Source organism: Emticicia fluvialis, from assembly GCF_024793945.1.
Classification (GTDB): Bacteria; Bacteroidota; Bacteroidia; order Cytophagales; family Spirosomataceae; genus Emticicia; species Emticicia fluvialis.
In genome coordinates this window covers 61,402-84,263 of sequence record NZ_JANUSD010000018.1, presented here as the reverse complement: position 1 = coordinate 84,263, position 22,862 = coordinate 61,402, and the positions used below count along the sequence as shown (strand labels likewise).

General features: G+C 42.6%; 21 protein-coding genes. 10 read left to right on the top strand and 11 right to left on the bottom strand.

The features are described 5' to 3' along the window. Window positions 1-20: 20 nt before the first annotated feature. From NZ848_RS18865 to NZ848_RS18855, 3 genes are all read right to left on the bottom strand, one after another. Window positions 21-1,031 carry a glycosyltransferase gene (locus NZ848_RS18865; protein ID WP_259016838.1) on the bottom strand — a complete coding sequence of 337 codons (1,011 nt, stop codon included), beginning with the start codon at window positions 1,029-1,031 and terminating at the stop codon, window positions 21-23. Window positions 1,032-1,035: 4 nt separating this feature from the next. Further along, window positions 1,036-1,572 carry a hypothetical protein gene (locus tag NZ848_RS18860; RefSeq protein ID WP_259016837.1) on the bottom strand — a complete coding sequence of 179 codons (537 nt, stop codon included), beginning with the start codon at window positions 1,570-1,572 and terminating at the stop codon, window positions 1,036-1,038. 65 nt (window positions 1,573-1,637) lie between these two features. Further along, window positions 1,638-2,273 (bottom strand): polysaccharide deacetylase family protein, encoded by a 636-nt coding sequence (locus NZ848_RS18855; RefSeq protein WP_259016836.1) that lies wholly within the window; start codon window positions 2,271-2,273, stop codon window positions 1,638-1,640. Window positions 2,274-2,401: 128 nt separating this feature from the next. On the opposite strand from NZ848_RS18855, the gene NZ848_RS18850 reads away from it, so the two are divergent. The 4 genes from NZ848_RS18850 (at window position 2,402) to NZ848_RS18835 (ending at window position 7,277) form a co-directional block, all read left to right on the top strand. Beyond that, window positions 2,402-4,315, top strand: a complete 1,914-nt coding sequence (locus NZ848_RS18850) for a M1 family metallopeptidase (RefSeq protein ID WP_259016835.1) — start codon at window positions 2,402-2,404, stop codon at window positions 4,313-4,315. 205 nt (window positions 4,316-4,520) lie between these two features. After that, window positions 4,521-5,390, top strand: coding sequence for a pirin family protein (locus tag NZ848_RS18845; RefSeq protein WP_259016834.1), 870 nt, complete (start codon window positions 4,521-4,523; stop codon window positions 5,388-5,390). Window positions 5,391-5,392: 2 nt separating this feature from the next. Then, on the top strand, window positions 5,393-6,346 hold the full coding sequence (locus tag NZ848_RS18840) for a nitrilase family protein (protein WP_259016833.1): 954 nt from the start codon (window positions 5,393-5,395) through the stop codon (window positions 6,344-6,346). Between the two features lies 1 nt (window position 6,347). Beyond that, window positions 6,348-7,277: an arginase family protein gene (locus tag NZ848_RS18835; RefSeq protein WP_259016832.1), complete on the top strand. Its 930-nt coding sequence runs from the start codon at window positions 6,348-6,350 to the stop codon at window positions 7,275-7,277. A 2-nt stretch (window positions 7,278-7,279) separates the two neighbouring features. Here NZ848_RS18835 and ligA read toward each other — a convergent pair whose 3' ends face one another. From ligA to dusB, 6 genes are all read right to left on the bottom strand, one after another. Further along, a complete protein-coding gene (gene ligA, locus NZ848_RS18830) occupies window positions 7,280-9,358 on the bottom strand; it encodes an NAD-dependent DNA ligase LigA (protein WP_259016848.1) in 2,079 nt (692 codons plus the stop codon). 172 nt (window positions 9,359-9,530) lie between these two features. Then, window positions 9,531-10,091: a ribosome recycling factor gene (frr, locus tag NZ848_RS18825; RefSeq protein WP_259016831.1), complete on the bottom strand. Its 561-nt coding sequence runs from the start codon at window positions 10,089-10,091 to the stop codon at window positions 9,531-9,533. 147 nt (window positions 10,092-10,238) lie between these two features. After that, window positions 10,239-10,955: a UMP kinase gene (pyrH, locus tag NZ848_RS18820; protein WP_253528178.1), complete on the bottom strand. Its 717-nt coding sequence runs from the start codon at window positions 10,953-10,955 to the stop codon at window positions 10,239-10,241. Between the two features lie 87 nt (window positions 10,956-11,042). After that, window positions 11,043-11,543 (bottom strand): acetyl-CoA carboxylase biotin carboxyl carrier protein subunit, encoded by a 501-nt coding sequence (locus tag NZ848_RS18815; protein WP_259016830.1) that lies wholly within the window; start codon window positions 11,541-11,543, stop codon window positions 11,043-11,045. 10 nt (window positions 11,544-11,553) lie between these two features. Continuing rightward, a complete protein-coding gene (locus NZ848_RS18810; RefSeq protein ID WP_259016847.1) occupies window positions 11,554-12,390 on the bottom strand; it encodes a DMT family transporter in 837 nt (278 codons plus the stop codon). 71 nt (window positions 12,391-12,461) lie between these two features. Next, entirely contained in the window at window positions 12,462-13,490 is a 1,029-nt protein-coding gene (dusB, locus tag NZ848_RS18805) for a tRNA dihydrouridine synthase DusB (RefSeq protein WP_259016829.1), read from the bottom strand. Between the two features lie 101 nt (window positions 13,491-13,591). On the opposite strand from dusB, the gene NZ848_RS18800 reads away from it, so the two are divergent. The 5 genes from NZ848_RS18800 to tsaB all read left to right on the top strand — a co-directional run bounded on the left by NZ848_RS18800 (window position 13,592) and on the right by tsaB (window position 18,314). Beyond that, entirely contained in the window at window positions 13,592-14,533 is a 942-nt protein-coding gene (locus NZ848_RS18800) for a CPBP family intramembrane glutamic endopeptidase (RefSeq protein ID WP_259016828.1), read from the top strand. Between the two features lie 273 nt (window positions 14,534-14,806). Further along, on the top strand, window positions 14,807-15,715 hold the full coding sequence (locus NZ848_RS18795) for a hypothetical protein (protein WP_259016827.1): 909 nt from the start codon (window positions 14,807-14,809) through the stop codon (window positions 15,713-15,715). A 127-nt stretch (window positions 15,716-15,842) separates the two neighbouring features. After that, window positions 15,843-15,986 carry a hypothetical protein gene (locus tag NZ848_RS18790; protein ID WP_259016826.1) on the top strand — a complete coding sequence of 48 codons (144 nt, stop codon included), beginning with the start codon at window positions 15,843-15,845 and terminating at the stop codon, window positions 15,984-15,986. Between the two features lie 303 nt (window positions 15,987-16,289). Then, complete coding sequence (locus tag NZ848_RS18785) at window positions 16,290-17,537, top strand: ABC transporter permease (protein WP_253528224.1); 1,248 nt, start codon at window positions 16,290-16,292, stop codon at window positions 17,535-17,537. Between the two features lie 69 nt (window positions 17,538-17,606). Next, window positions 17,607-18,314, top strand: coding sequence for a tRNA (adenosine(37)-N6)-threonylcarbamoyltransferase complex dimerization subunit type 1 TsaB (tsaB, locus tag NZ848_RS18780; protein WP_259016825.1), 708 nt, complete (start codon window positions 17,607-17,609; stop codon window positions 18,312-18,314). Between the two features lie 64 nt (window positions 18,315-18,378). On the opposite strand, the gene NZ848_RS18775 is transcribed toward tsaB, so the two are convergent. Beyond that, window positions 18,379-20,031, bottom strand: a complete 1,653-nt coding sequence (locus NZ848_RS18775) for a S41 family peptidase (RefSeq protein WP_253528230.1) — start codon at window positions 20,029-20,031, stop codon at window positions 18,379-18,381. 109 nt (window positions 20,032-20,140) lie between these two features. Beyond that, window positions 20,141-20,653 carry a phosphoglycerate mutase family protein gene (locus NZ848_RS18770; protein WP_259016824.1) on the bottom strand — a complete coding sequence of 171 codons (513 nt, stop codon included), beginning with the start codon at window positions 20,651-20,653 and terminating at the stop codon, window positions 20,141-20,143. Window positions 20,654-20,877: 224 nt separating this feature from the next. Between NZ848_RS18770 and gyrB the strand changes: the two genes are divergently transcribed. Then, window positions 20,878-22,851: a DNA topoisomerase (ATP-hydrolyzing) subunit B gene (gene gyrB / locus NZ848_RS18765; protein WP_259016823.1), complete on the top strand. Its 1,974-nt coding sequence runs from the start codon at window positions 20,878-20,880 to the stop codon at window positions 22,849-22,851. The last annotated feature ends 11 nt before the right edge of the window (window positions 22,852-22,862 follow it).

The following is a 22,862-nucleotide window of genomic DNA, read 5'->3' as shown; positions in this document are numbered from 1 at the left end:
CAACAAAATGCTTTTAATGGTTAATACTGCCGTCCTTTCCAGACCAGCCTGGTAGGCAATATATAACTTACCAACTGCAAAAACCAGAAAACATACATATACACCGTGTAGGCTGGAATGTAACGAAACAACCGTAACTGATGCAGACGGGTTAAAATACCGTAACCCACAATCATATTAATGAGTAGGTTAAGACCAAAAACAAAAACAGGAATCTGCCAGTAGAAAAAACCGAGAATGACCAAAACCGGTAAAGCAACCCCCTGCAACAATGCCGGAAAAATAAGTGCTGTACCCGTAGATAACCCTCCGGCCACCCATCTTTTACGCTGCTCAAAATAATGAGGGGGTGGCTTGGTAATGGTCATAACCGAGGCATCAAACCCTTGTTTGTAGGCATACCCTTTGTCTATTATAGCTTTATAAAGCGCGTAGTCTTCTACTATTGAAAATTCAAATCCCTCATAACCACCTGTGGCCAGATACGCTTCTTTCAGCACCATCATGTTATTGCCCATAGCCGTTGAAGGTATCTTCATATCGGTCAGGGTTTTCATTATCTTCAATGCAAAAAACCATTCAAGAGCCTGACAGGCTTCAAACCAGTTGGTGTTCTTCACTAAAGTAATGCCGGTAACCACACCTACCCTGTTTTCGCCGGGCTTTTTATTCATTAGTGCCATCATTTGTTCAATCCAATGGGCCGGTACTTCTACATCCGCATCGGTAATGAACAGATATTCGCCTGTGGAATGTGCAGCCAATTGAGCCAGCACATTAGCCTTGCCCTTCAGGTGAGCCACCTGCTTCTCAATGGTCAATACATTGAATGCTTTTCTGTCGGCATCTGTTAAACCTTTCAGATATTCATTTATTACACCCGCCGTATTGTCTGTTGAGCTATCATTACCAATCAGAATTTGTGTAAATTCTTTTGGGTAACTCAGTTTCCTGAGCGATTCCAGCAGGTCGGTTATATTGTTTTCCTCATTGCGGGCAGCAATCAGGATACTCACCATCGGTAAACTCATGGGTTTAATCCTTAATACTGGTCGCTATTTTTTTAAAATCGGGCAATAGTTTATCAAACTCCGAACTCAACGACCAGCATAGTATCTGATAATAATATTTTTTCGTTTCAACGTAGGTAATCAGATAGGTAATCTTTACCTCTTCTTCATTTGCTTCCTTAAAATCTACCTCAAGCTCAGACTGAAAAAACCGGTTGCCTTTCCATTCAAATTCACGCGGATCCGTCTCCGTCCATTTGTTTTTTTCGCCTTTCAGATTGATGATGTTTTCATCATGAAACTCGCGCAACGACCCGAATTTTATACCCTTCATTTCCAATTCTTCTTTCGAATCATCAATAACTACCATAAAAGCGTTTTTAACGGTATTAACATACTGCATAGATGCCACCTCGTTCAGCTTTACTGTTCTGGTCATGTAATTAGGTACTGACACATAATAAATATGCCCTGCTTTCTGCTCGGCAAATGTACTCTGGCTATACAATGCCTTGGCCGCAATTACCAGCAGCCAGGCAAACAGCACTCGTTTAATTTTCATGGTTTGAAAGGTTATACTGAGTTTAATTACGATGAATTAAGCCCAACTTGTCACAACATTTTTTTTCAGATACATTCAAAACGAAATCCCTTCTCTGAAAAATACGCAAGGAATCTCGGTAAAGCAAAACTCATATTCTTGTTGGCTTTAATGCTATCATGAAAAAGCACTATAGAGCCTGCCTCTGTGTATTGCAGTGTTTTGGCCAGTACTTTTTCAGGCGCTATATCTGCGGCATAATCTGCTGTCAGCACATCCCACATTACAATATCATATTCAGGCAGCAAAGCCCTTGCCTGGCTACGCCTGATTCGCCCATGCGGAGGCCTGAATAGTTTCTTACCAGGCAGCATCAACCGGGCCTGACTGCTAATCAGGGCGTCACATTGCTTTACGTTGTCCAGATATGCTTCAGTGGCAGTATCCCAGCCTCTTAAATGATTAAAAGTATGGTTGCCAACAGAATGCCCGCCTGCTATTACTTTATCAAAAACAAGCGGGTGTTTCCTGATGTTATCACCGATACAAAAAAAAGTTGCCCTGGCATTATATGCGGCCAGGGTTTCCAGCACAAACTCGGTTATTCCTGGTATGGGGCCGTCATCAAATGTGAGGTATATTTTCTTTTCCTGTGTTTTTTTTCGCCAGATAAAGTCCGGATACATGGCTCTCATCAGGAAGTTCGTCTTATGAATAAACATAGCCACAGTTTCTTCAAATGTTATAAAATTGTTCTAATAACTAACTAATTTATCTAAATTGCAAAAGAAAATATCAGATTGCCAGTGCTACACAATTATCTTTTCCGGTTCTGAAATAAACAATTTGTATGAACAAGTTTTTGAGTATCTGCCTTTTTTTATGCCTTTTTTTTAATGCCGGGGCACAAAATAAACCTTTAAGCAACCGCATTGCCAACTACAACATTGATGTAACGCTGTTTGCCGAAAAGAAAATTCTGCTGGGTAAAGAAACACTGGTCTGGAAAAACACATCAACCGATAACATTACCGAATTACAGTTTCATTTGTACCTGAACGCATTCCGCGATAAAAACTCGACCTTCATGAAGGAATCAGGCGGACAACTACGTGGCGACAAGTTAGATGCTACCGATAAAGCCAATCTGGGTTACATTGATGTGGTTTCAATGCAAGTGCGCAATGGAGAAACCCTGACACAGAAGCTAAAGTTTATTCAGCCTGATGACCTGAACGATAAAGACCGAACCGTAATCAGTGTGCCGCTCAGCAAACCTCTGAAACCAAATGAAACCATTACGCTGGATATTGATTTCAGAGCCAAATTACCTAAAATTTTTGCCCGTACCGGCTTTGCTGATAACTACTTTCTGGTTGGGCAGTGGTTTCCTAAAATTGGTGTTTACGAACCGGCTGGTATGCGATACGCCACTAAAGGCCAGTGGAACTGCCACCAGTTTCATGCCCATACCGAATTCTACGCCGACTTTGGCAGCTATCTGGTAAACATGACCATACCTAAAGATTATAAACTGGCCGCAACGGGTATTTTTCAGAAAGAAACACTTAATAAAAATAATACAAAAACCATAAGCTATAAGGCAGACGACGTACACGATTTTGCCTGGACAGCCTCCCCGCGTTTTGAAATCAGCGAGCGGCAATGGAAACACGTAAAGATAAAAGCCGTAATGCAACCGGAACATTCGGGTTCAACCGAACGCTATTTTCAGTCGGCCATTACAGCCTTAAACTATTTTGAGAAGCACGTTGGCCGATATCCGCATACGGTTCTGAGCCTGATTGACCCTCCGGCCAACGCCAGTGGTTCAGGCGGTATGGAATACCCGACCTTTATTACCTGCGGAACCTTGTGGGGATTACCCAAAGGCCTGAAATTTCCTGAATTGGTAACCATACATGAGTTTGGGCATCAGTATTTTCAGGGTATGCTGGCCAGTAACGAATTTGAAGAGTCTTTTCTGGACGAAGGCTTTAACCAGTATTTTGAAGGCCGCATCATGGACGAAAACTATTCGCCCGGCTCGCAGGTCAACCTTTTCGGTTTTACTATCAACGACATGGAGACGTCGCGAAGGAGTTATGTAAAAATGAAAAACCCGAAAATAACCGAGGTTTTCAGAAAAGCATGGGAGTATCCGCAAGGTACTTATACCATTATGACCTACACCAAAACCGCCGTCTGGATGAAAACCCTCGAAAACCTGATAGGCCGTAAAGTAATGGACGAAGTAATGCAGACCTACTTTGCCCGCTGGCGTTTCAGACATCCTTGCGTGCGGGATTTCATTAGTATTGTGAATGAGATTGTGCCTAAACGATTAGGAAACACATTCGGGCCTGACATGAACTGGTACTTTGAGCAGGTTTTATACAAGGCTCCGGTGCTTGATTATGCCATCAGCTCATTAAACAACACCACAAACGGACAAACCACCGAAGGCACATTTACGGCAGAGCGTTTGGGTGATATGATATTGCCCACTGAAATTCTGGTGAAATTTATGGATGGAAGCCAGCAACTACTCAGCTGGAGCGGGAAAGAAAAAACCAAGGTTTTTAAGTTTAAAAAGCCTGTTGCATCTGCTAAAGTAGACCCTTTGAATAAGCTATTGTTAGATTTAAATTTTAACAACAACAGCAAAGCCACTGAGCCATCAACGTTGGCGCTAAAAAAATACAGCATTAAAATTATGTTCTGGGTTCAGAACCTGATGCAGTGGGCGGCTATGTTGTCTTAAATTTCAGGTGCATTAATGATTTGTACTTCTGTAATTATTACAACGTAAGTAGCGCTTTGTTGAATCAAATAGCCGTAAGTAATACACCCACTATACATTTCATTCACTAAATCACTAATTCGCTCATTCACTAATTCACTAATTCACTCAATCACTCAATCACTCATTCACTCATTCACTCATTCACTCATTCACTCAATAAAAAATGTCCAATATCAGCCTGATAATTGAAGAAAGGCCCACACACTTAGGTAGTTTTATGGTGGGGCGGTTGCTGCCATTCAGAGGTAAGCGCATGGTAGGACCATTTATATTTCTTGACCACATGGGTCCGGTTTGCATGAGTGACAGAGAAAATGCAGATATTGGCCCGCACCCGCATATCGGTTTATCTACACTTACCTATCTGTTTGAAGGTAACATGATGCATCGCGACAGCCTTGGCACTGTTATGGAAATAAAACCGGGCGAAGTAAACTGGATGACCGCCGGTAAAGGCATAGTGCATTCGGAACGAACACCCGACTACCTGCGAGATACCGATAAAATGTTGCATGGCCTTCAAATCTGGATTGCCCTGCCCAAAGAGCTGGAAACCATGGAACCCACATTTTACCATGCCCCTGCTGAAGAAATACCAACCTGGCAGCAAGATGGTATTACTTACAAACTAGTAGCAGGCGAAGCTTTGGGGTATCAGTCGCCGGTGCCGGTTTATAGCAAGTTGTTTTTGATTGAACTTAAAAATACGGAAGAAAAGACCCTGACCATCGGCCGCGATTTATACGGCGAAGTAGCCATATATATTTTAGAAGGCGGCATTGAAACCGAAGGCAACAGCTATGAACCCAAGCGTATTCTGGTTGCCAAAGACAATAAACTTTGTGAATTTACCCTGAAACCCAACAGTACCATCTATATTTTTGGCGGAGAACCCTTTGCGGAAGAACGATTCATTTACTGGAATTTTGTAGCAACCAGCAAAGAAACTATTGACGATGCCAAAACCAGATGGAAAGAGCAGTCTTTCCCAAAAATTGAAGGAGAACCCGGATATATACCCTTACCAGCCTGATTATGAACAACCTGAGAATATCAACGGCGCAATTTGAAAACAAAAGCGGCAATAAACCATATAATTTATCTGTCATAGACCAACTGGCCGGTAAAGCCGCGCAGGCTGGCTCGCAGGTAATAGCGTTTCATGAATGTTCAGTAACCGGTTATACTTTTGCACGCTCACTTTCTAAAGAACAGATGCTGGCCATAGCCGAGGAAATTCCTGACGGAGAAAGCATTCAACAACTGACAGCCATTGCCCGCAAGCATGGCATTGTAGTGCTTGCCGGGCTGTTTGAAAAAGACAAGGAAGACAACCTCTTTAAAGCCTATGTATGCGTAGATAAAAACGGACTGGTGGCCAAATACCGCAAAATGCATCCTTTTATCAACCCTCACCTTACTCCCGGCAACGAATATTGCCTATTTGAAATCCACGGCTGGAAATGCAGCATTCTGATTTGTTACGATAATAATATCATAGAAAACGTGCGTGCTACCACCCTACTGGGCGCTGATGTTATTTTTATGCCCCATGTAACCATGTGCACGCCATCTACAAGGCCGGGCGCCGGTTTTGTAGACCCCCAACTCTGGCTGAACAGGGAAGCCGACCCAACCTCGTTGCGACTGGAGTTTGATGGCATGAAAGGCCGGGGCTGGCTAATGAAATGGCTGCCAGCCAGGGCTTATGATAACGCCATTTATGCTATTTTCTCGAACCCGATTGGTATGGATGCTGACCAGCTGAAAAACGGTTGCTCTATGATTGTTGACCCATTTGGTGATATAATTGCTGAGTGCCGCACACTGGGCGATGATTTTGTAACAGCCACGCTAACGCCTGAAAAACTGACACAGGCAGGCGGCTACCGGTACAAAAAAGCCAGAAGGCCGGATTTGTACCGAGACATCATCGGGCAGGAGCATACACCTGAACAAAAAGTAGTCTGGCTGAATACAGATAAATAGTATGTCATCAAACCCCGGACAAATACTTGATAAGACCCTGGTCTTTGTAACGGCTCCATCTAATCTGGGTCTGAAACGGATGCCCTATGCCGATAAAGATGGCCCGGGTACAAGAAAAATGCCTGGGGTATTCAAGCAGTTTTTATTTGCAGAAAGGCTGAATATAGCAGCGCATATACACATAGAACCTCCTACCTACAGCGGTAAGGTTGACGCTGAAACAGGCATCAGAAACCTGCCTGAAATACTTAGTTACAGTAAGCAATATGCGGCTGTCATTAAAAGTATTGTAGAAAAAGACCAGCTGCCAATTGTAATTGGTGGCGATTGCAGCATTTTAGTAGGCAGTATGCTGGCACTTAAACAGTCAGGCACTTATGGTTTGGCCCATATTGATGGCCATTCAGACTATGCCATAGCCAAAATAAGTTCGTCAACAGGTGGGGTGGCAGGTATGGATTTAGCCATTGTAACCGGCATAGGCCCAGACGCTATTACCAATATTGACAACCTGAAGCCGTATGTGGCCGAAGCCAATACGGCTCAATTTGCCAACCGATGCTATGACGAAACTTTCAACGGCAACTTCTATAATACCAATATTTTTAGTGCCGACTTACCCGAATTAAGAGCGAATGGAATTGAAGAAACAGCCAATGCATTTATAGCAAAACTACGAAAAAATAAAGTAGACGGCCTATGGCTGCATGTAGATGCTGATGTGCTTGATGAAGAGCTTATGCCCGCCGTCGATTCGCCGCAGGAAGATGGTTTATCTTATGCAGAGCTTAAGACATTGCTAAAGGCATTGTTAAGGTCGGGGTTGGTATGCGGGTTTCAACTGACTATATACGACCCCGACCTTGACCCTGGCAAAGTCTATGGCAAAAAACTGGTTGATGAGCTGGTAGATTTGTTTCAGCAAGCCTGAAATCAAACAGCCAGCATATCCATAAATTCAGTTTCTGATATCATTTTAACATTCAGTTTCTTAGCCTTTTCTAATTTTGAAGAGCCGGGTTTTTCGCCAACAATGAGGTAATCGAGCTTGCCAGATACCCCGCTAACAACCTTACCCCCATTGGCCTCAATTTTCTGCTCCAGCGCCTCACGCTCAAAGTTCTCAAATGTACCGGTATACAAAAATGTTTTTCCGGCTAAGGCTTCTCCTTCTATTTCTTTTACTTCGTTGCCCGCGGTAAACTGTAAACCTGCAGCCCGAAGCCGCTCAATAAACTGGTTATTATCTTCATTTTGAAAATAATCAAGAATACTCAGCGCAATTTTGTCTCCAATTTCAGGTGCGGTTCTTAATTCATCATAAGAAGCGTTTTTAATTGCATCTATATTTTTGAAAAAACCAGCCAGTTTTTCGGCTACTGTTGCCCCCACGAATCGGATACCAATAGCAAACAGCACCTGTTTAAACGGCATTTGCTTCGATTTCTCAATACCATCCAGAATATTCTGTACCGTTTTTTCTTTGAAACCAATCTTCTTTATTTTACCAGTCTCTTTGTCTTCTATTACTTTTTCGAGGCCAAAGAGTTTTTCATACGTAAGGTCATACAAATCGGCGGCATCATTGACCAGCCCTTTTTCATAAAGCAGTTCAATTTTTCCTTCACCCAGGCTATCAATATTCATAGCCTTGCGATGAATAAAATGCTCTATCCTGCCGCGTATCTGTGGTGGGCATCCTTTTTCGTTGGGGCAATAGTGGTTGGCTTCGCCTTCTTTTCTGTACAGTTCAGCGCCGCATTCAGGGCAATGAGTCGGGTATTCAATCTTTTGCGAAATAAAAAGATTTCGTCTCGTCAAATCAACGCCCGTTACTTTGGGTATAATCTCTCCGCCCTTTTCAACAAAAACCGTATCACCTATTCTTAAATCCAGCCTTTCTATTTCATTGGCATTATGCAGCGACGCCCGCTTTACCGTTGTGCCTGAAAGATGGATACCCTTGTTGTTCAGCTTCTCGTTGTCTAGTTCCGCCACCGGAGTAATAGCCCCCGTTCGCCCTACCTGATAAGTAACGCCTCTCAGAATGGCAGGTTTCGACTCCGCCTTGTATTTATAAGCAATGGCCCAGCGGGGGCTTTTGGCAGTATAGCCCAGCTCTTCTCTTTGCGCAAACGAGTTAAGTTTAATTACGATACCATCTGTGGCCAGGGGTAGCTTATACCGCTCTTGTTCCCATTCATTAATGTAAGCCATTACCTCTGCCATGTTGGTACACTTGCGCCAGGTCTGAGATACCTTAAAGCCCAGTTTTTTTAGTGCAATCAGGCTTTCTTCATGGGTACTGAAAATCTCGTCGTCAGACAAAAACTGATAAACGTAGGCATCCAAACCACGGCGTGCCACTTCTTTTGAATCCTGCAGTTTAAAAGTGCCAGAAGCCGCATTTCTTGGGTTGGCATAACTCTCTTCGCCAGCTTCTTCGGCCTCGCGGTTCATGCGTTCAAAAGATTCAAAAGGCAAAAAGCCTTCACCGCGTACCTCAAAAACATCGGGCAGTATAATACCCTCTTTATTATTAACTTTTAATGGCAGGCTTTTTAGTGTTTTTATATTGGTGGTTATGTCATCTCCTTTCACCCCGTCACCTCTGGTTACACCCCTTACAAATAACCTGTTCTGGTAGGTCATTGATAACGAAATACCATCAAATTTCTGCTCGCATATATATTCATAGCTTTCCCCGTTCAGCCCTTTTCTAACACGTTCGTCAAAATCAAGCAGTTCCTGCTCGCTGTAAGTATTGGCCAGCGAAAGCATAGGATACCGGTGCGCCACACTGGCAAAATTTTTGGTGATACCCCCACCTACCCTGTGCGTTGGCGAATCAGGCTGTTTCAGTTCCGGATACTCCGCTTCAAGGCTTTCCAGTTCTTTTAGCATCAGGTCAAATTCCTGATCCGAAATCTCCGAAACGCTATCCTGATAATAGCGGTCATTATAGTAATTCAGTTGTTCTGTCAGTTCAATAATTCTATCGGCCGGGTTCATTTCTGTCAAGTTCTTAGGTATAGACACTGTTTTTGTTCTTTTATGTCAAAATTAGAAGAAATATTCTAATTTCCGATTGAGGGTTTAGTTTGAAAAAAATCAAGGAAATTAACGTATAACAAAAATGCCCGCTTAAAGCAGGCATTTGTACGAAATCAAAATTCTATTGTGTCTAAACACTCATGATATCTTTCTCTTTGTCAGCCAGCATCTGTTCTGCTTTCTGAATATAAGCATCAGTCAGTTTCTGCACTCTGTCTTCAGCTTTTTTCACTTCGTCTTCAGAGCCGCCGTCTTTCTGAATCTTTTTTAACTCATCGTTCGCTTCCTGACGAACCTTACGGATATTCACGCGGGCCACCTCAATTTCGCTTTTTACTCTTTTTACCAGATCACGACGGCGTTCTTCTGTCAATGGTGGAATATTCAAACGGATAACTTCACCATCATTGGCAGGCGAAAGGCCCAGATTTGAATTGATAATGGCGCGTTCTAAATCGTTGATTAATTTTCTCTCAAAAGGCTTAATGGCAATGGTGCGGGCATCTGGTGTGCTCACTGACGATACCTGGTTTAATGGCGTGGGTACACCATAGTATTCAACCATGATGCCGTCAAGCATATTTACGCTGGCTCTTCCTGCTCTTATTTTCGAAAGTTCAATTTGAGTATGTTTCAAGGCACGCTCCATCGAGTCCTTCGACATATCAATTACGAGATCAATTTCTTCCATTGTCTAATATATTTTTCAGTCTCTGTTACTATTTAGTGATTTAGTGGTTGAGTAATTGAGTGAATATTTTTCTTGAATAATGACTTTGCAATCAGCCATTTCAGCCTAAACACTCAGTCATTAATTCACTCAATCACACAATTATTACTACTCGCTTACCAACGTTCCAATATCTTCGCCGGTTACCACTTTCATCAGGTTCCCTTCCTGATTCATATCAAACACCACAATCGGCATTCTGTTTTCTTTACAAAGCGCAAATGCGGTTAGGTCCATTATTTTAAGGTTTTTGTTAATGGCCTCATCATAACTTATCTGGGTGTAACGGGTGGCAGTCGGGTCTTTGCGTGGGTCGGCGGTATAAACACCGTCTACACTGGTGCCTTTCAAAAGCAGGTCAACGCCTAATTCATTGGCTCTTAATGCCCCGCCAGAGTCGGTCGAAAAATAAGGATTACCGGTTCCGGCTCCGAGTATTACCACTCTTCCCTTTTCAAGATGACGTATCGCTCTTCTGCGTATAAATGGCTCGGCCACCTGTTCCATTTTAATTGCCGACAGCAGCCGGGTAACTAAACCAACTTTTTCAAGGGCGCTCTGAATAGCCATACCATTAATAACGGTGGCTATCATGCCCATGTAATCACCCTGTTCGCGCTCAATACCAGAGTTAGTACTTGCCCCGCGGAAAATGTTTCCACCACCGATAACGATAGCCACTTCGCAGCCCGCATCTACCACCGATTTGATTTCCAGTGCGTATTGCGAAAGGATATCTGAATTAATAATCTGGCTTTTATCTCCGCCATTTAAGGCTTCGCCACTTAGCTTTAAAAGGATTCTTTTGTATTTAAGTTGGTTCATAGTGTATGATTTGCGCGTAAAATTAAATATTTGTCTCAATCAATCAAAAAAATACCCTCTTTGTTGAAAGAGGGCAGCGAATAAATTTTATTCAAATTCCATTATTACCTGGTTCTTCTCTACGGTCTCACCCGTCTTTACCTTTATTGTCTTCACCTTACCGTCGCCGGCGGCTTTAATAGCATTTTCCATCTTCATCGCTACCAGAATCAACAAAACGTCACCTTTCTTAACCTCATCACCCACCTGCACTTTCATTTCATAGATAAGCCCGGGCATGGGTGCTTTCAGGTTGTTCAACCGGGTTGATTTACTGCTGCTCATGCCCATTTTTTCAAGAAGCAAATCTGTTCTGTCTTTCAGATTTACGGTATGAACGGTGTCGCCGATTTTTAATTTAAAAGTCTTTTCGGCATAGTTGGCTTCTACTACCTCAACATTATATGATTTATTGTCTTTCAGAATATGAAAGTCTTTTTCAGAAATCTTTGACAGGTTCCAATCAAAAGGCTCGTTATTCACAAGTATATGCCCTTTGTCTTCAGATACCTCCAGGGTTTCGGTGTCGTTTACAATCGCTTTCAGCATAAAGCACAACTTATTTTTTGTTGATCAGATATACACCCACTAATATAATACTCATTCCTGAATAATGCAGCAAAGAAATTGGTTCTCCGTCTAAAAAGCCCATAATAGTTGCTACAATTGGTATGAGGTAGGTAACCGACGAAGCAAAAACCGGAGAAGCCGCCTGCAATATATAATTAAAAATAATAGTAGCAATGCCAGAATTAACCACACCCAGCAAAATAATTAATAACAAGGGTACGATATTGGCCTGATTGATTTTTTGGATGAAATCTGTAGAAAAGAGAATAACACCGGCCATAAGGGCAACACCAATGAGTGTCCAGCCGGTTAGCAATACCGGATTAATAGTGTTAAGATGTTTACCCGTAATGTTAACATTGAAGCCATACATGAGCGATGCCGCAATAACCAGCAAGGCATAAGGATTATTGAAAGAGAGCCCGTCTTTACCTGCCGAGAGTATAAGCATTAGACTACCCCCAAAACCAAGCACCAGCCCTGCCAATTGTGAAACCCTGATTGCCTGCTGAAAAAACAAGGCACCCACCACCAGCACAAAAAGAGGAGTGGCAGAATTGAGCGCCCCTACCAGCGAGCTGTTAACCCTTGTGCCAGCCAATGCAAACAAAAAAGCAGGAAAAAAATAGCCTAATAAACCGGTAAGTACAAAGTATTTTGTTTTTGCGGCAGGATAATCTTTCCGGTGCTTAATAAGCAAGGGCAGGAAAACCAAACCCGCCGACATGATTCTGAGGGCACCTATTTGCACAGGTGTAAAAGCGGGCAGACTTTTTTTCATGATTAAAAAAGAAGAACCCCACATGGTGGCCAACAGGCATAGCAACAGCCATACAACTATGTTTTTACGACGGGTAGCAGAAACGGCAGTATTCAATTGTTATATAATAGGTTAGTTTAATCTACACCGGCGTACTCAACCTTTATGGCTTGTTTTTCAAGTACGTATCCATCATACAAAACCGGAATTTCGTTCAGGATATCCATAATTTCGTTAATATCCAACGATTGCACTATCCGCATACGATACTCTTTAAAATTGGGCAGGCCTTTAAAATAATTACTGTAATGCCGGCGCATTTCCAGAATACCCAGGCGGTCGCCTTTCCATTTTATAGAAAACGTAAGGTGCTTACGTGCGGCCTCTACCCTTTGGTCAATACTTGGGGCGGGTAGTTGCTGGCCGGTTTCAAAATAGTGCTTAATTTCATTAAATATCCAAGGGTAACCAATGGCTGCGCGGCCAATCATGATGCCGTCTACACCAAAGCGGTTTTTATACTCAAGAGCCTTTTCAGGTGAGTCAATGTCTCCGTTTCCAAAAATCGGTATTTTAATTCTCGGATTCTCCTTTATTCTGGCTATCAGCGTCCAGTCGGCTTCACCTTTATACATCTGGGCCCGTGTGCGCCCGTGAATGGTCAGCGCCTGTATGCCTACATCCTGCAATCGCTCGGCCACTTCTTCCACATTTTTAGTTTCCTCATTCCAGCCCAGGCGTGTTTTTACAGTTACAGGCAGGTGTGTGGCTTTCACAACGGCGGCGGTCATCTCTGTCATTTTCGGAACATCCTGCAACAAAGCAGCTCCTGCGCCACGGCAGGCCACGTTTTTAACCGGGCAACCGTAATTGATATCTATCAGGTCCGGACTGGCATTCGTAGCAATTCTGGCACATTCGCCCATGGTTTCAACATCACTGCCAAACAACTGAATGCCAATGGGGCGCTCATACTCAAATATATCCAGTTTCTGCACACTTTTTGCTGCATGCCTTATGAGGCCTTCAGACGAAATAAACTCAGTGTACATCAGATCTGCTCCGTTTTCTTTACACACCAGCCTGAACGGCGGGTCGCTGACATCCTCCATAGGTGCCAGCAAAAGCGGAAAATCTCCTAATGATATGTTACCTATTTTTACCAAAATGAAAATTGAATTAGTGAATTCACAAATAAGTGAATATTTTTACTGCAAATTTACCGAATTCCGTGCAAATTCTGTTATACTAATTTTAAACAGTAATTATGGAAAATAATTCCCGAATGTACATCAAAACCAACGAAAACCCTGCTGCTTCTTCCGTTCTCATTATTCTCGGCCTTTTTCTGGTTAACTTTCTGGTGCTTGGGGGTCTGATACAACTGGTAACAGTACTCGCCGCAGGTGTCTCACTGGAAGTCATGATGAAAGGTGGTGAAGACCTGAGAAAAATACCCAATGCCTGGTTAGGCATGATTATAGGCCAGGGATTAGGGTCTTTTGCAGGTTTTGTTGGCACAGCGTGGTTGTACTGGCGGGTTATTGAGAAAAAACAATGGAGCGACCTCAATTTTCAATCCTTACCGCCCATCAGAATATTCTTCATGGTTTTACTTATTGAGGTAAGCTTTATGGGTTTCAATGGCTGGCTGCAGGAACTAAACCAGAATTTCGTTTTCCCGGAGTCAATGAAAGGCCTTGAAACCGCACTCAAAAGCATGGAAGATAAACTGGCCGAAACCACCAGGTTTTTTACATCTTTTACCTCATTGTGGCAGTTTTTATTGGCTTTTGTGGTGATAGCCGTTATTGCAGGTGTAGGAGAAGAACTGGTGTTCAGAGGTTTGCTGATGCGTAAATTGTTTATGGGCACAAAAAATATTCATGTAGCTATCTGGCTATCGGGTTTTATATTTGCGGTTATACACTTCCAGTTTTATGGTATTTTACCGCGCATGATGCTTGGCGTGTTGTTTGGTTACCTGTATTACTGGACGGGCAACATCTGGGTGCCTATTGCAGCTCATATTTTTAATAATGGCTTGGCTATTATCATTATGTATCTTTACAACCTTAAAATTGTAAAAACAGACCTTGAAAACCTTGACCACATGCCTACTCCTATTGTTATTTTTTCACTGATTGCAACCGCTGGCCTGTTATTTTTGTTTAAGAATTATCTTGACAAACAGTCGGCAGAATCATAACATTATGGAAAAACAGAATAAATTTAAGCTCTGGTTTAAACGTCTGGGTTGGGCAGGTTTTTTTTTCTTTCTTATTAAAGGCTTGTTATGGCTAATCATACCTTACCTGATTACCAAGGGAATTTTGAGCAAATAATTGAATCTTTTCATTGATAAGTTTGCACCTGTAAACCCAATTTAAGGACATTTTTTAACTTTTAAAGCCGGACCTTCTGATGACAGATTGCGTTTATGTGCCTTGGGGCTGTCCGGAATCAAATACCTGAACACCTGATGAATTATTATTTTGCTTATGGTCTTACTTTGGTAACTGATATTGTTTTTCCTGAACTTCATATAATTGCCCCAACTGAAAACCCGGATATACGTGTAGTTATCGGCGCAACCCCTTCAGCCTATACAGACATCAAAAAAGAAAGTGAATCAACTATTAGTTTTGATTCAGACAACTATTTTCTCAATATCATAAACGTGGGTAGCTATTATGTTACCTCTGGTAAACACGTGATTATTGAACCTGCCGCCAATGCCGATATGAAAGAAGTGCGGCTGTTTTTTTTGTCAAATGCAATGGCGGCCATTTTGTATCAACGCCAGATGATACCTATGCACGCTTCTGCCATTTATGATAACGACGGCATAGTATTGTTTCTGGGAGACTCCGGAGCGGGGAAGTCAACCACGGTAGCTTCGCTTCAGGCAAAAGGCTACAGAATATTTTCTGACGATGTATGCGTACCAGTGCCAACTCCTGACGGCATAAGCGCCTATGCTGCCTACCCGATGATGAAACTCTGGAAAGACAGCTTTGACCTGGCCAATATTGGTGATTATGAGGAAGAACTCAGGATAAGACCAACCATGGATAAATACGGCAAATTGTTTAACGAATCATTTGATACCAGGCCGATGAGAATCAAGCGGATTTTTGTTCTGGAAAAAGAAGATACCGGCCATCTGGAAACCAGGCAGGTTATGGGTATTCAGGCATTTAAATATCTGCAAAATTATGCCTACCGGCTTCAGTATATTGAAGGCATGGGGGTATTAAAAGACTATTTTCAGGTAATTAGTTTGCTTTCAAATCAGATACCTACAACCGTAATAACTCGCCCGAACGAAGTTGACACACTGGATACCATACTTGCATATATTGAAAACCTGCTTGAAGAAAAACATTAAAGCCTGACAATAAAATGATTAACGTGTTGTGATAGATGCTTAAATTAATTATAATACTTTTATATACCGTATTTGTAACTCATTTTAAGACCCGGATACTTTTTTTTAAAATTAACATTTCACCCCTATGGCACCCTATTCAGTAAGCACCAAGAAAGTAAAAAAAAGCTGGCAAACGCCTTCTTTTGAAAAAATTGAGCTACAAACCAAGTCAGGCATCAAATCATTGGCAGGTCTGAAATTGCTAGACCCCGATGCCATCAATTATTAAAAACCGGCAGGTGGTTTACGTTTCTCTTAATATCGGGGGGTGGGTTCTGCCCCCCGGCACAAACCTGATCATCCATAGGTTGGCTTTCAATAAGCCCGTTTGTTAATTCTGCCTTAGACCTGCAACTCCTTAGCCCTGCCCTCTGTGGGCAGTCATTTTCTGGCTAATCCAACTATCCTTAAATTTTACCGTTAGTTGATATTTTCAGACGTATCAGCCTATTTCATTTTTTTAATATTAGAAAGAAATCTATTTTCGTTTGTCAGAATCCACCTGCGCACTCAATCACTCAAACAAAGATTTATGATCAAGTTTTTCTTTCTAGTATTTGAGAGTTTCCGTTTTGCCGCTCAGGCATTGCGGGCCAATCTGTTTCGTACCATGCTCTCGTTAATGGGAGTAACCGTAGGTATTTTTTCAATTATAGGGGTACTGACAATGGTGGATTCGTTGGAAGCCAACATCAAAAGCAGCCTTAATTCAATAGGTACCAATGTAATATATGTTCAGAAATGGCCCTGGCTTTTTTCTAACGGAGACTACCCCTGGTGGAAGTACTTTATGCGCCCCGAACCCAAATATAACGAGTATAAATACCTGAAGGAAAATCTGGAACATGCCCAGGCAGGCGCCATGATGGATTTTGCAGGTAATGTAACATGCCGCAGAGCAAACAATAGTATTGATGCCCTTTGCCAGGGTATAACCTACGAATTTAACGAGATAACCGAGGTACCAATTAATAATGGCCGGTACTTTGCTCCACAAGAGATTGAATCTGGCAAAAATGTAGCTGTGCTGGGCGCTGAAATTGCCGAAACTTTATTCCCTGACACCGACCCGATTGGTAAAACCTTTAAAATGAAAGGTCAGAACATTGTTGTAATTGGTGTGCAGGAGAAAAAAGGAAAACAGATTGCCGATTTTGGTGGTGAGCCAGACCAGAAAGTGCTGATACCTTTTCTGGCGCACAAAAGGATTTTCTCGTCTGGTGAACTGACAGGCGACATTGTTTTTAAAGGATATGACTCCGACGAAGGGCTTTATGAACTGGAAGGAGAAATAACCGGATTGTTGCGTACCAAACGCGGCCTGAGACCATCGCAGGAAGACAGCTTTGCGCTGAACCGCCCGGAAGCAGCAGCAGCCATGCTCGGGCAACTATTCGGAACGATACGTGTTAGTGGCATAGCCATCGGTTTTTTTGCGCTTCTCATAGGCGGCTTCGGTATAGCCAATATCATGTTTGTAACTGTAAAGGAACGAACCAATATTATTGGCATACAAAAATCGCTTGGTGCAAAAAACTACTTTATACTTTTCCAGTTTCTGTTCGAATCCATATTTCTTTGTGTAGTGGGCGGGTTGTTCGGTCTCTTACTGGTGTATCTCATCAGTTTCTTGCCATTAGGTTCGCTTGATATTATTCTGAGTTACCGCAACATTGTTTTGGGGCTGGTGGTTTCCAGTTCTATCGGTATATTATTCGGTATTATACCTGCCTGGCAGGCAGCCCGACTAGACCCCGTTATTGCCATCAGAAGCAAATAAACGGTAAAATCTTGATGCCTTGTCAGACGAATGAGTAATTTTGTGAATTCAAAATTACTCATTTTTGTAATGGCCATCATTCTAAGTATTGAAACTTCTACCAAAGGCTGCTCAACAGCTATCCATCAAGGCACCCGGTTATTAGCGCTCAGCGAGTTGTTTCATGAGAAATCGTCGTCCGGTATGCTCACCACACTGGTGCAGCAGGTAGTAAAAGTTTCTTCTTTGAGCTTTGACGATATTGATGCCATTGCCGTTGCCAAAGGCCCGGGTTCTTACACAGGCCTGCGCATAGGTGTTTCTACTGCCAAAGGCTTATGTTTTACGCTAGACAAACCCCTTTTAGCCATTAACACCCTTCAGGCAATGGCCTGGCAGGTGCATCATGTGGCAAAATCAGTTGGCAATGATAACCCACCACTACTTTGCCCTATGCTTGACGCCCGGCGCATGGAAGTGTACTGCGCTTTGTACGAAGCAAAGAGCCTGGAGCAGGTAACTGCTACCGAAGCAAAAATAATAGATGAGACATCTTTTGAAGAGATATTAAAAACGCGCAGAATTGTTTTCTTTGGCGATGGCGCTGCTAAATGCCAAGCAGTGCTGGGTAATTTTCAGAATGCCATTTTTCTTGACGAAACCATTAACCCATCTGCAAAAGCCATTGGCGCGCTGGCTAATGATGCATTTCTTAAGCAGGAATTTGAAAACGTGGCCGACTTTGAACCGTATTACCTGAAAGAGTTTATGGCTACCACACCTAAAAAAGCCTTATAAACCCAAAGTGCCACCGCTATACTTTGGCATAACTGTGGCACCCTGTAAATACCTGCAATAACTTTTATTTTCCGCCTTTCAGAATAGACTGGTATCTGGGCATATCTTTAAATAATTTAATTGCTTCCTGCACTTCTTTGTCTCTGTCAAACGAAACAAACTTCATGGCTTTCTGATAATAATAGCGGCTTAGAATCTCGGCCTCCAGCTGTTCTTTAATATCAGCTTTATACTTTATCAAGTCTTGCTGCTTGGTCTGGTTTATTTTTTCTCTCAACAATTTCAGGCTCTCCTGCACTGCATCAAGGCTGTTTTCTTTTCTGGCAGATGCCTCCAGGTTATCCAGGCTCTTTTCCATTGAGGTGGCGTAGGTAAAGTTTCTGGTTTTCAGCCAGTTTGTAAAATCCTGGTATTCAGCATCTTTCAAAGAAAACTTCTCTTGCGGTTTAGCAGCCACATGCTCAAAGTAGTATTTGGTGGCGTAGTCAAAAATCATGTTCTTCAACAACAGATTAGTTGTTATTGACGCCATCTGAGGTACTTCGGTTTTAATATCAGGGTCAACGCCGCCACCGTCATAAACCGTGCGCCCGTTTTTTGTTTTAAACGCAGTTTTTAAAGAATCGGGCACCCTGCCCACACTACCATCAGGGTTTCTGTGGCTGTAGTCAAGCGCCTGAATACAACGTCCGCTCGGAATATAATATTTGGCCGTTGTAATTTTCATTTTGGTGTTGTAGGTCAGGTCACGGGTGGTTTGCACCAGCCCCTTTCCAAACGAGCGTTGCCCCAGAATTACGGCACGGTCGTAGTCCTGTAAAGTACCACTCACAATCTCAGAAGCAGACGCACTAGAACTATTAATAAGTACCACCACAGGTATTTCAGTATCCATTGGGTTTTCCATTGAATTAAACTTTTTGTTCCATTCAGCCACTTTTCCTCTGGTTTCTACAATGAGCTGGTCTTTAGGAAGAAAAATGTTACAGATTTCAACAGACATATTCAGCAAACCTCCGGGATTACCCCGCAGGTCGAAGATTAATTTTTTCATACCCTGCGCTTTCAGGTCGGTAAAAGCGGCCTTTACTTCTTTTGCTGCTGTGGCAGTAAAATCAGTTAGTTGTATATAACCCACCTCATCGCTGATCATACCCGAGTGCGGCACGTTCAGGGTTTTTACTATATCCCGCCCGACTGTCAGGTCAACAGGGGCATTTTGTCCATAGCGTTTAATTTGTATTTTTACAGTTGTGCCGGTTTGCCCTTTCATCAGGCGGCCCATATCTACATCTTTGCGCGTAACCACATCAACCCCGTCTATTTTCAAAATCTCATCACCTATTTTCATACCGGCTTTATCAGCTGGCGAGCCTTCGTAAATCATAACCACCAGGTGCTTGTTGTTCTGATGCGACACCGTTGCGCCAATACCGTTATACTTACCGGTGGCCAGGGTCATATAGTCTTCAATGTCATCTTCCGGATAAAAGTTGGTGTAAGGGTCAAGCTGTTTCAGCATTGACTCTATACTCACTCTCATGGCCTTATTCGGGTTGATTTCGTCTACATAGTAGGCATTCAGCTCTTTAAACATGGTGGCGAATATGTCCAGATTCTTGGCTATCTCAAAATACCGGTCGTCAATCTTAAATGCCACAAAAGGTATGGCCAGCAAAAGGATAATCACAACCGATAACTTACGTAAACGTTTCATTGCTTAATAATTTTTAAATTTTTTATTCATCTCCTTCCATTCACAATATTACCGATAGGCTAACGAAAAAATCAGAAAAAAGGTATTCGCCAACCCTTAAATCGCTGAATCAGGGTGTGGGTTTACCATAGGTTTTTGCCGTAAAACTAAGTTTCTTTTGGGGGGCGGTCTGTCTTTTTACAATATACAGGTTGTCGAAATCGGTTTCTTCCAGGTCTTTTTTCAAGGTATCCTGCTCAAACAGGCCATTGGCAATATGCCTTACCGTATTGCTGTGCCCAACTATAAGCACGTTTCTGCCTTCAATCTTTTTCAAATCTTCAATAAAAGGTTTCTGTTTGCGGGGGTCATACTTTTGTATGCTCAGTTGCATGGCATCTGCAAAAGGTTGAGCAGTTAAAGACGTACGCTGATAACTGGTAGCATAAACCGCCGAAATCTTTCTATCTGCCAGAAGTTTTTTTAACGTTTCGGCTCTTTCCTGCCCGGCTGCGCTCAGCACAGGGTCTGCAGTATCATCGGCTTTTTCGCCATGCCGTACAATGTAGTAAGTTGACTGAACAGAACGCTGGCAGGCCGATAAAAACAGCACAATAAAAAGCAGGTAAAAATAGTTTTTCATAATGTGTATCAACAGGTCAATGGGCTGAAAAACGCCCGGTTTTAATTAAAAAATCAGGCTCTGATTAATTGTATTCTGCTAATAATCATTAGCTTATAAATTTCGATTTGTAGATAAAAAAGTGTAACTTTACAACTAATTTATGTTAATTATTAGTGAATATCAAGCATCTATTTTAAGATATAACTAATTTATTGATAGTCAATTGTTTACTAAAACTAATTATGACAGAAAATCAAGAAAACACAGAGCCACAAAACTCAAAAGCAAATTATGGCGCGGAGAACATCCAGGTACTGGAGGGGTTAGAAGCAGTAAGGAAACGTCCGGCCATGTACATCGGTGATATTGGTATAAAAGGACTTCATCATTTGATATGGGAGGTAGTTGATAACTCGATAGATGAAGCGCTTGCCGGCCATTGCGATACAATAAAGGTAACAATAAACGAAGATAACTCAGTAACCGTAAAAGATAACGGCCGGGGGATACCTACCGGTATGCACCCCAAAGAGAAAAAGTCGGCGCTTGAGGTGGTTATGACCGTACTACATGCCGGTGGTAAATTTGACAAAGATACCTACAAAGTTTCTGGTGGTTTGCATGGTGTGGGGGTATCGTGCGTAAATGCCCTTTCTACGCACCTGAAAGTTGAAGTACACCGCGAAGGCAAAATATTTGAGCAGGAATATTCAATTGGCAAGCCTTTGTATCCGGTGCGCGAGGTAGGTGAGGCAAGCGACAGAGGAACGACCGTTACTTTCAAGCCTGACGCAAGCATTTTTACCATTACTGAATATAAGTATGAAACAGTAGCGAACAGGCTGCGTGAGTTGTGTTTCCTGAATAAAGGAATCACAATTATTCTGACTGACCTGCGTGAAAAAGATGAAAGCGACAATTTTAAAGCAGACACTTTTTATTCTGAGGGTGGTCTGGCAGAATTTGTAGCTTATATAGACTCAGGCCGTGAGCGTCTGATTCCCGAACCTATATTTATGGAAGGGAGTAAAGACGGTATCCCGGTTGATGTTGCCATGCTTTATAACACCAGTTACAGCGAAAACGTATCTTCTTTTGTAAACAACATTAATACCCATGAAGGGGGTACTCACGTTTCGGGCTTCCGTATGGCGCTTACCCGTACGCTGAAAGGCTATGCCGAGAAATCGGGCATATTGGCAAAAGAAAAAATCGAAATTAGTGGTGATGACTTCCGTGAAGGCTTAACTGCCATTATTTCAGTAAAAGTTCAAGAACCACAGTTTGAGGGGCAAACCAAAACCAAACTGGGTAATAGCGAGGTAACATCGGCCGTTAGCTCTTGTGTTGCTGAAATGCTTGAAAACTATCTGGAAGAACACCCGAAAGAGGCTCGCATGATAGTAGACAAGGTATTACTTGCTGCCAAAGCACGTATTGCCGCCCGTAAAGCACGCGAAATGGTACAGCGCAAAAACGTATTGGTTGGAACCGGTTTACCGGGTAAACTGGCCGATTGCTCGGAGTCTGACCCATCGCTTTGCGAAGTATATCTGGTTGAGGGCGATAGTGCTGGTGGTAGTGCCAAACAAGGCCGTAACCGGGCGTTTCAGGCGATTCTGCCTTTGAGAGGTAAAATTCTTAACGTCGAAAAAGCGCAAGAATACCGTATTTACGAAAACGAAGAGATTAAAAACATTTTTACGGCACTGGGTGTGCAGATTGGTAAAGATGGCGACGAAAGGGCTTTAAATACAGATAGGTTGCGTTACCACAAAATCATTATCATGACCGATGCCGATATTGATGGCAGCCATATTCGTACCCTGATTCTAACGTTCTTTTACCGCTACATGCGCGCATTGATTGAGAGCGGATATATTTATATTGCACAACCACCGTTGTATCTGGTTAAGAAAGGGAAAGAAGAGGTTTATTGCTGGACAGAAGAGCAGCGCGAACGTGAGGTGAAGCGTCTGGCTGGTGCAGGCCGAGAAGACAGCGTGGGTATTCAGCGCTACAAAGGTCTGGGAGAGATGAACCCCGAGCAGCTATGGGAAACAACCATGCGCCCTGACAAACGTACTTTGAAACAGGTATCTATTGAATCGGCAGCAGAGGCAGACCATCTCTTCTCAATGCTGATGGGCGATGAAGTAGCCCCTCGCCGCGATTTCATTGAACGCAACGCCAAGTATGCAAGAGTTGATATTTGATGTTTATTACC